The sequence below is a fragment of the Mesorhizobium sp. M7A.F.Ca.CA.002.09.1.1 genome, from assembly GCF_003998555.1.
GTDB lineage: Bacteria > Pseudomonadota > Alphaproteobacteria > Rhizobiales > Rhizobiaceae > Mesorhizobium > Mesorhizobium ciceri.
This window is the reverse complement of sequence record NZ_RZRR01000209.1, coordinates 1-7,168: the sequence shown is the minus strand read 5'-3', so window position 1 is coordinate 7,168 and position 7,168 is coordinate 1. Positions and strand designations below refer to the sequence as shown.

Annotated in this window: 8 protein-coding genes; 4 read left to right on the top strand and 4 right to left on the bottom strand. The window is 66.3% G+C overall.

What is annotated here, in order from left to right:
* Window positions 1–206 precede the first annotated feature (206 nt).
* Window positions 207–1,709 carry an ATP-binding protein gene (locus EN994_RS11890; RefSeq protein WP_013530715.1) on the bottom strand — a complete coding sequence of 501 codons (1,503 nt, stop codon included), beginning with the start codon at window positions 1,707–1,709 and terminating at the stop codon, window positions 207–209.
* Between the two features lie 208 nt (window positions 1,710–1,917).
* Between EN994_RS11890 and EN994_RS11885 the strand changes: the two genes are divergently transcribed.
* Window positions 1,918–2,223 (top strand): hypothetical protein, encoded by a 306-nt coding sequence (locus EN994_RS11885; protein WP_013530714.1) that lies wholly within the window; start codon window positions 1,918–1,920, stop codon window positions 2,221–2,223.
* A gap of 96 nt (window positions 2,224–2,319) precedes the next feature.
* On the opposite strand, the gene EN994_RS11880 is transcribed toward EN994_RS11885, so the two are convergent.
* The 3 genes from EN994_RS11880 to EN994_RS11870 form a co-directional block, all read right to left on the bottom strand.
* Window positions 2,320–3,150 (bottom strand): aldo/keto reductase, encoded by an 831-nt coding sequence (locus EN994_RS11880; RefSeq protein ID WP_174299083.1) that lies wholly within the window; start codon window positions 3,148–3,150, stop codon window positions 2,320–2,322.
* Window positions 3,151–3,311: 161 nt separating this feature from the next.
* Window positions 3,312–3,944: a PQQ-binding-like beta-propeller repeat protein gene (locus tag EN994_RS11875; protein WP_013530712.1), complete on the bottom strand. Its 633-nt coding sequence runs from the start codon at window positions 3,942–3,944 to the stop codon at window positions 3,312–3,314.
* A 33-nt stretch (window positions 3,945–3,977) separates the two neighbouring features.
* Window positions 3,978–5,198, bottom strand: coding sequence for a hypothetical protein (locus EN994_RS11870; RefSeq protein ID WP_063168582.1), 1,221 nt, complete (start codon window positions 5,196–5,198; stop codon window positions 3,978–3,980).
* A 300-nt stretch (window positions 5,199–5,498) separates the two neighbouring features.
* Here EN994_RS11870 and EN994_RS11865 point away from each other — a divergent pair, with 300 nt between their 5' ends.
* From EN994_RS11865 to EN994_RS11855, 3 genes are all read left to right on the top strand, one after another.
* Window positions 5,499–6,251: a thioredoxin family protein gene (locus tag EN994_RS11865; protein WP_013530710.1), complete on the top strand. Its 753-nt coding sequence runs from the start codon at window positions 5,499–5,501 to the stop codon at window positions 6,249–6,251.
* Window positions 6,252–6,334: 83 nt separating this feature from the next.
* Window positions 6,335–6,595, top strand: coding sequence for a hypothetical protein (locus EN994_RS11860; protein ID WP_024501661.1), 261 nt, complete (start codon window positions 6,335–6,337; stop codon window positions 6,593–6,595).
* 40 nt (window positions 6,596–6,635) lie between these two features.
* Window positions 6,636–7,168: alcohol dehydrogenase catalytic domain-containing protein (locus tag EN994_RS11855; RefSeq protein WP_164745881.1), on the top strand; the 533-nt coding region annotated here is incomplete at its 3' end.

The following is a 7,168-nucleotide window of genomic DNA, read 5'->3' as shown; positions in this document are numbered from 1 at the left end:
TTCGGATGCTGCCGGGCCGATGACCGGCACGCTCGTCGATCAGGAACAGTGGGTGATTGGGGCGAACCGGTGAGCGCCATCGAAACGCAAGCGCCTGCATGACGCATCTCGCCGTCGGCGATTTCACGGTTGCCATCAGAAATTTGTCGCGATGACGGTGACTGAAAAAGCCTATCGCATCATTCGCTCAAAGCACCCGCGCCGCCTCACAGCGCCAGGCTTCCCTGCTCCACCTCCTCGGCATTCGGATCTCCCGGTGCGGTGGCCCAGGCCAATTCGACCAGTGTCACGGTGCGCCGGCCTGTCCCGTCGAGTTGGCAGACGATGAGGCCCTGCTCCTCGATATAGGTCAAGAGGCGCCGGGCGCGGCGCAGCGAGTGCGAGCCGTAGGCGCGGGCGATCGCGGCGTCGCTCGGGCAAGGCCAGCCCTCCTTCGCCGCGCGGGCAATCATCATGAACACGCCCTGCATGTCGTCGGGCAGCAGCGACGCGCGGACGGAAACGTCCCGCCATGCGTCGTCCTGTGTCGTCTCTGACCCAAGGCCGGCCCGGGCGCGCGTCAGCATGCGGCGGAACTCCGGCAGGTCGGGCACGACCGAGGCCAGGCCTTCGATGCGGCAGCGGACCACGAACTCCTGATAGAGCACGCCGATCACGCGAAAACCCGCGTCGGGCTGCGCCAGGATGGCGCGCAGCACACGGTCCACGCGCTCGCGGCGCTCGGCCAGATCCTCGGCGCTGACTTGCGGCTCCGCCGGTTCGGGGCGGATTTCCAAGGCCGCCGACTTCGCCGCCATCAACTGGTCGAGCAGGTCCGGCGACGCCGGGCGACGCGGCGTGCGCACCGTTTCGGGCGGCGGCGCCGCCAGGATGATCGCGCGTGCATCCTCGAGTGCTGCTTCCGGCATCGCCATCAGCCGCGGCGTTCCGTTGCGCGGGCTCGTATCCGTCGGGCCGATGCGCAGGCCCAGCGGACGGCGCGACAGCGCCGGGCCGAGCGCCATGAACTGCCCGCGTTCCAGGTCGCGAAACGCCTCCGCCTGGCGCCGCTCCATGCCCAGAAGGTCGGCGGCACGCGCCATGTCGATATCGAGGAAGGTGCGGCCCATGAGAAAGTTGGACGCCTCGGCGGCGACGTTCTTGGCGAGCTTTGCCAGCCGCTGGGTGGCGATGATGCCGGCCAGCCCGCGCTTTCGGCCACGGCACATCAAATTGGTCATCGCGCCGAGCGAGAGCTTTCGCGCCTCGTCGGAAACCTCGCCGGCCACCGCCGGCGCGAACAGCTGCGCCTCGTCCACCACCACCAGCATCGGGTACCAGTGGTCACGGGCGACCTCGAACAGCCCGCCGAGGAAGGCGGCGGCACGCCGCATCTGGTTCTCGGCGTCGAGCCCTTCGAGATTGAGCACGGTGGAGACGCGATGCATGCGCGCCCGCTCGCCTGCCGCCTGCAGGCCGCGCTCGGTATGCTGCTCGGCATCGATCACCAGATGGCCGTAACGGTCGCCCAGCGAAACGAAGTCGCCCTCGGGATCGATGATGGTCTGCTGCACCCAGGGCGCGCTCTGCTCCAGCAGGCGCCGCAGCAGATGCGACTTGCCGGAGCCCGAATTGCCCTGCACCAAAAGGCGCGTCGCGAGCAGTTCCTCGAGATCCAGCTTCGCCGGGGCGCCTGCGGTCGTCTGTCCCATCTCGATCGCAACGGTCATCTCGACTCAGGCGCTCCTTTCGCAGACGGGCTTATCAACTGGGTCACGGCCCGTCGAGCGTGCATGACCGCCCGCGGCGTGTTGCGCACAACTGTGCAGGCACCGTCTGGAGGGGTCATCAGCCGATGCCTGGCGCAAACTTTGGGTTGACCCCTTCGGACCACGAGGCGACACCCCTCCCAACGCTACGAGTGCGAGGAGGAATGCGATGGACGAGCCCGAACGGTGGCGCCACATGTCGACGGCGCCGAAGGACGGCAGCCGCATCCTGGTCACTGTGCGTCCGTCCGAGCAGGGACCGGCGGAAGTCGACCTTGCCTATTGGTCGCGTGCCGACCAGTTCGCCTCGGAAGGCTGGCGCGCGTCGGACTCTTCGCCCGGGCGCGTCATCGAATACGCCGACCCGGAACTGAAATGCTGGATGCCGCTGCCCACCGCCAACCTTAGCCGCGCGTCGATGCCGGCGCCCTGGGAAGGCGAAGACGCCCAGCAGTTGGATGGGTCCGGGATTTGAGGGGCGCAAGAAATTGGCGAAAGCCGCAAAGCTGCCAATCTCCCCCCTCGTGGGGGAGATTAGCAGTTTCGTTGCCAGCTCGTTAAAACTTGCCTCTCAGAACAGGAACGCGGCTGTGGCGGGGTTGGGTCCGTTGCGGCCCTCGGGCGAATCCATGCCGCGGATCGTCTGCAGGTCCTGCGCATCCAGTTCGAAATCGAAGACATCGAAATTGGCGGCGATGCGATCCCTGCGGATCGACTTTGGAATGACGATCAGCCCCTCCTGGAGATGCCAGCGGATGATCGCCTGTGCGACGGACTTGCCATGTTTTTTGGCGATGCCTGCAATGGTCGGATCGCCGAGCAGCCGGCCGCTGCCCAGAGGGCTCCAGCTTTCGATACGGATGTCGTGCTTGGCATGAAAGTCCCTGACACCGCGCTGCTGGAACTGGGGATGCAGCTCGATCTGGTTGACGACGGGCGTCACACCGGTCTCGCCGATGATCCGCTCCAGATGGTCCTGGTTGAAGTTCGAAACGCCGATCGATTTGATGCGGCCGGCCTGCCTGAGTTCGACCAGCGTCTTCCAGGCCTCGACATATTTGTCCTGGCTGGGCACAGGCCAGTGGATCAGGAACAGGTCGATCTGTTCGACGCCGAGCTTCTCCATCGTCTCGTCGAAGGCGCGCAAGGCCGCATCGCGCTGGTGCGCGCCGTTGCGCAGTTTCGAGGTGATGAACAGCTCAGCCCGCGGCACGCCGGCACTGCGGATCGCCTCTCCGACCCCTTCCTCGTTCTGATAGCCTTCGGCGGTGTCGATCAGGCGATAGCCGGCCTCGATGCCCCAACCCACCACGTCGGCGGTGATGTCCTGGTCGACCTGCCACACACCGAGGCCGAGTTGGGGAATGGCGGAGCCGTCGTTCAATGCAATCTGTTCGGGCATGGTGGGCTGTTCAGGCATGAGGGATCCTTTGCAAAGCTGGGCCGGGCGTCCGCCCGGCGCACAGCCTATCTAGGTCCGACAAGGGGCAACGGCCAGCCGACAGCGGACAAATTGCCGTGTGAAGTGCGCCTGCAAGTGTGACTTCGGCGTCGGCCGCATCCTCACCGCGGCCGGCGCACCGCCCGCACCACCCCGGCGGATGTGCTGCCGCAATAAAGGCGGTCGCCGCCATCGGATTCCAGCCCCGACACGCCCATCCCGGCCGGCATGTCGAGCTTCTCCAGAACCTTGCCTGATTTCGGGTCGACGCGGCGCAGGTCGCTCTGGTCGCCTTCCCAGGTGGCGTGCCACAGCTCGCCCTCGACCCATGTCACCCCGGTGACGAAGCGGTTGGATTCGATGGTGCGCAGGATCGCACCGGTTTCCGGGTCGACCTGGTGGATCTTGCGTTCGCGGTATTGTCCCACCCAGAGCGTTCCTTCGGCCCAGGTCAGCCCGGAATCGCCGCCACCACCGGGCGCCGGAATAGTCGCCAACACCTGGCCGGTATCAGGGTCGATCTTCTGTATCAGGTCGTTGGCAAGCTGGAAGAAATGCTGGCCGTCCCAGGCGGTGCCGGCATGCGCCGCGACATCGATCGAGCGCAGGTTCTGCCCGCTCTCCGGATCGAAGGCGTTCAGCTTCTCGCCCGAGGCAAACCAGACATTGCTGCCGTCAAAGCTCACCCCATGCACCCTCTCCACATCGGCAAAGGGTCCGTATTCGCGCAGGATTTCGGCCGTTGACTGTTTCATGTCCTTGTCCTCATTGAGATCCGATGTCACTTCCTAACCGTTCGGCAGCGGGGCCGGGAGTAACAAGGTGGTCGTGAATCCCACCAGTGGAGGCGTCATCCAGCGGCGCGCCCGGCCGTGACCGAAAAACTGCACCTTGCCGGCCTCGCCAAGCTGCTCCAACGCCCGCTGCACGCTGCGCTGCCCGGTGCCAAGCGCCAGCGCCAACGCCGAACTCGCCCAGGATTCACCGTCGGCAAGGAAAGCCAGCACCGCCGCGTGCCGCTCCTCGATCGGCCGCGCCAGCACCAGCACCTCGCGTGCCTGGCGCGGCGCCAGCGCGAAGCCCTGGCTGGTGGCGCCGATGTCGGCCAAGCCCCGCAATTCGGTGCGCAGCCGGCCGATCTCGACCCGCAGCCGCGCCCGATGCGATTCATCGGCGTGCCTGCCGCCGAAGGCTTGCGCGATCAGCGTCGCCCTGGACACATCGCCTGGCCACGCTTCGGCGAGCGTACGGGCCAGCGCGAACAGAACCGGGCGCGTGGCCAGCGAGACCGTTTTCTCCTGTTGGCGCACGACATATCGGAAATTATCGACCAGCAGCGCCGGCGACGCCTGCAACGCCTCGACGTCCTCAAGCAGCAACGGGCGCTGCTCGCCAGCCGCGATCAGCCGCGCCGCCGGCGTGTCCAGCGCCAGGAATGCGCGGTCGACTTCAGCGATGAGCCCCGCAATGCCGGCCTGGCGGGCGGCGTGGCGTGCCCACTCCAACGCCCTGCGCGCCGGCTTCGTCTTGAGGCGCCGCATCGCGATGCCGGCGACGGCAAGTTCGTGGGCGGCGCGCGAGGCCGGCGGAAGCGGTGCCGGGTCGAGCCCCGCCAGCACGTCTTCGGCCTCGTCGAGACGGCCGATCAATAGCAGGCGCCGCACCTTGAGGTGGCCGGCATGCGCTGCGTTCAGCCGGTCGCCATGCTTTTCCAGCGTCGCCCGCGCCGCATCCAAAGCCTTGGCCGGCCAGCCGAGATCCCGCGAGACCAGCGCGATCTCGGCCTCGGCAACGACGCATCTGGCACGCGCTACCGCCTCTTTCGGGCCGAAGCCGCGCGCGGCACGCCGCAGCAGCGCCTTGGCGCGATCGAGATCACCGAGCTGCGCCATGGCAATGCCGCGCAGCGCCAGCGCCGGCGGGTCTTCGCGCAAGGCGACGCGATCCAGCGCGCCGAGCGGGTCGCCTCCGGCCAGTGCCAGCGCAGCCGCGGTGATCAGCGAATCCATTCAAATCCCGTCACACTTGTAACTCCCACCCTTGTGCGTCGCCGCCCTAACTTAAATCCGTACCGTCAACCGGCAAGCCGCATCGGCAACTATCGGCAACGCGCGGCACGCCAAGGGAGAACCGACAATGCCAACCGACACTCCTCTCCACCCGGCCGAAGGCACCGTGAGGATGCGCCACCCCTGCTGCGACGGGCCGGCTCCTGCAAATCCCGTCACACTTGTAACTCCCACCCTCCCGCTTCACCGCCCTATTCTGGCTGACAGCAAGCGACAACAGACTGGCAAAGGAGACGACCAATGACCAAGCACATCGCAATGAAGACCCCGCCGATCGTTTCGAGGCAGGACTGGGAAGCCGCCCGCGAACAGATGCTGGTGAAGGAAAAGGCAACACTGCGCGCCAAGGACGCATTGGCCGCCGAGCGCCGGCGCATGCCGTGGATGGAAGTCGACAAGGCCTATGTGTTCGAGGGACCGAACGGCAGAGCGAGCCTGCTCGATCTGTTCGAAGGCCGCCGCCAGCTGATCGTCTATCGCGCCTTCTTCGAGCCCGGCGTGCATGGCTGGCCCGATCACGCCTGCCGCGGCTGTTCGCTGGGCGCCGACCAGGTCGGCCACCTCGCCCATCTCAACGCCCGCAACACCACGCTTGCCTACGCTTCGCGTGCCCCGCAGGCCGACATTGCGCGGCTGAAGCAGCGGATGGGCTGGCAGATGCCCTGGTACACAATCACTGACAGTTTCGACAAGGACTTCGGTGTCGACGAATGGCACGGCCACAACGTCTTCATCCGTGACGGCGATCGCATCTTCCGCACCTACTTGATTAACAGCCGCGGCGACGAAGCGATGGGCACCGTCTGGAGCTATCTCGACGCGACGCCGCTCGGCCGCCAGGAAATCTGGGAGGATTCGCCCGAAGGCTATCCGCAGACTCCACTCTACTCCTGGTGGAACTGGCACGACAATTACGACGCCGGGGCCGACAAGAAATGGGAAGAAGTGTCTGCTGCCGGCGAGGCCGCATTCCGCGACAAGGGCGAGCAGTAACGGTTGTCCAGTCTGGGTTCCTCTCCCCACTCCGTGGAGAGAGGAACCTGTCGTGGCTGGCATGATCATCAAGGATCAAGGCGATGAGCGATATCCACACAGGTGCCGGCAGCACGATCCCAGAAGCCGCCACCCTCGGGCTGGCCGACTGGCTTTGCCTTGCCGCGGCACCGACCTTCGCCGTGATGGCGCTGCTCACCTGCATCTTCAGCGGCGATGCGGCCATGCAGTGCATGGGCACCGACGCCTCGCCCCTCACGGGCATGGCTGCGATGTATCTGCTGATGAGCGCCTTTCATCTGGCGCCCTGGCTGCGGGTGATCTCCGGCCGGCAGGCCCGCTAGGCCCTTCCAATTCTAGACACCCCACACATCGGAGAAGACAATGAGACTGGTCAGGCTGAGAGCGCCGGGCGGCTTGGGCAATCTCGACCTGGTCGAGGAAGATCCGCCCCAACCAGGGCCGGGCGAGGTGCTGGTCAGGATCCGGGCCTGCGCGTTGAACATGCGCGACGACTTTGCCGTGCAAGGCAAGATGCCTCTCGCCGACGGCCGCGTTCCGCTCTCCGACGGCGCCGGCGAAGTGATTGCCCTCGGCGACGGTGTCGATGCACTCAGGCCCGGAGACAGCGTCGTCAGCGTCTTCTATCCCTGGTGGCTGCGCGGTGACATGACGCCCTGCACCCGGCGCGATATTCCGGGAGACAGTTTCGACGGCTTCGCCAGCGAGTATGTCTGCATGCCGGCGCATGCTTTCACCAGGGCACCGGCAGGCTATACGCATGTCGAGGCGGCGTCGCTCACCTGCACGGGCGTTACTGCCTGGCGCGGCCTGATTGTGTGCGGCAAGGTGAAGCCGGGCGACGCAGTGCTGGTCCTCGGTTCGGGCAGCGTATCGCTGTTCGCGCTGCAATTCGC

Excerpts from the sequence above, each read along its gene's own strand:
- EN994_RS11860 (WP_024501661.1), top strand. The coding sequence starts at position 6,335 with ATGAGCGATATCCACACAGGTGCCGGCAGCACGATCCCAGAAGCCGCC.
- EN994_RS11880 (WP_174299083.1), bottom strand. The coding sequence starts at position 3,150 with ATGCCCGAACAGATTGCATTGAACGACGGCTCCGCCATTCCCCAACTC.
- EN994_RS11870 (WP_063168582.1), bottom strand. The coding sequence starts at position 5,198 with ATGGATTCGCTGATCACCGCGGCTGCGCTGGCACTGGCCGGAGGCGAC.
- EN994_RS11890 (WP_013530715.1), bottom strand. The coding sequence starts at position 1,709 with ATGACCGTTGCGATCGAGATGGGACAGACGACCGCAGGCGCCCCGGCG.
- EN994_RS11865 (WP_013530710.1), top strand. The coding sequence starts at position 5,499 with ATGACCAAGCACATCGCAATGAAGACCCCGCCGATCGTTTCGAGGCAG.
- EN994_RS11875 (WP_013530712.1), bottom strand. The coding sequence starts at position 3,944 with ATGAAACAGTCAACGGCCGAAATCCTGCGCGAATACGGACCCTTTGCC.
- EN994_RS11885 (WP_013530714.1), top strand. The coding sequence starts at position 1,918 with ATGGACGAGCCCGAACGGTGGCGCCACATGTCGACGGCGCCGAAGGAC.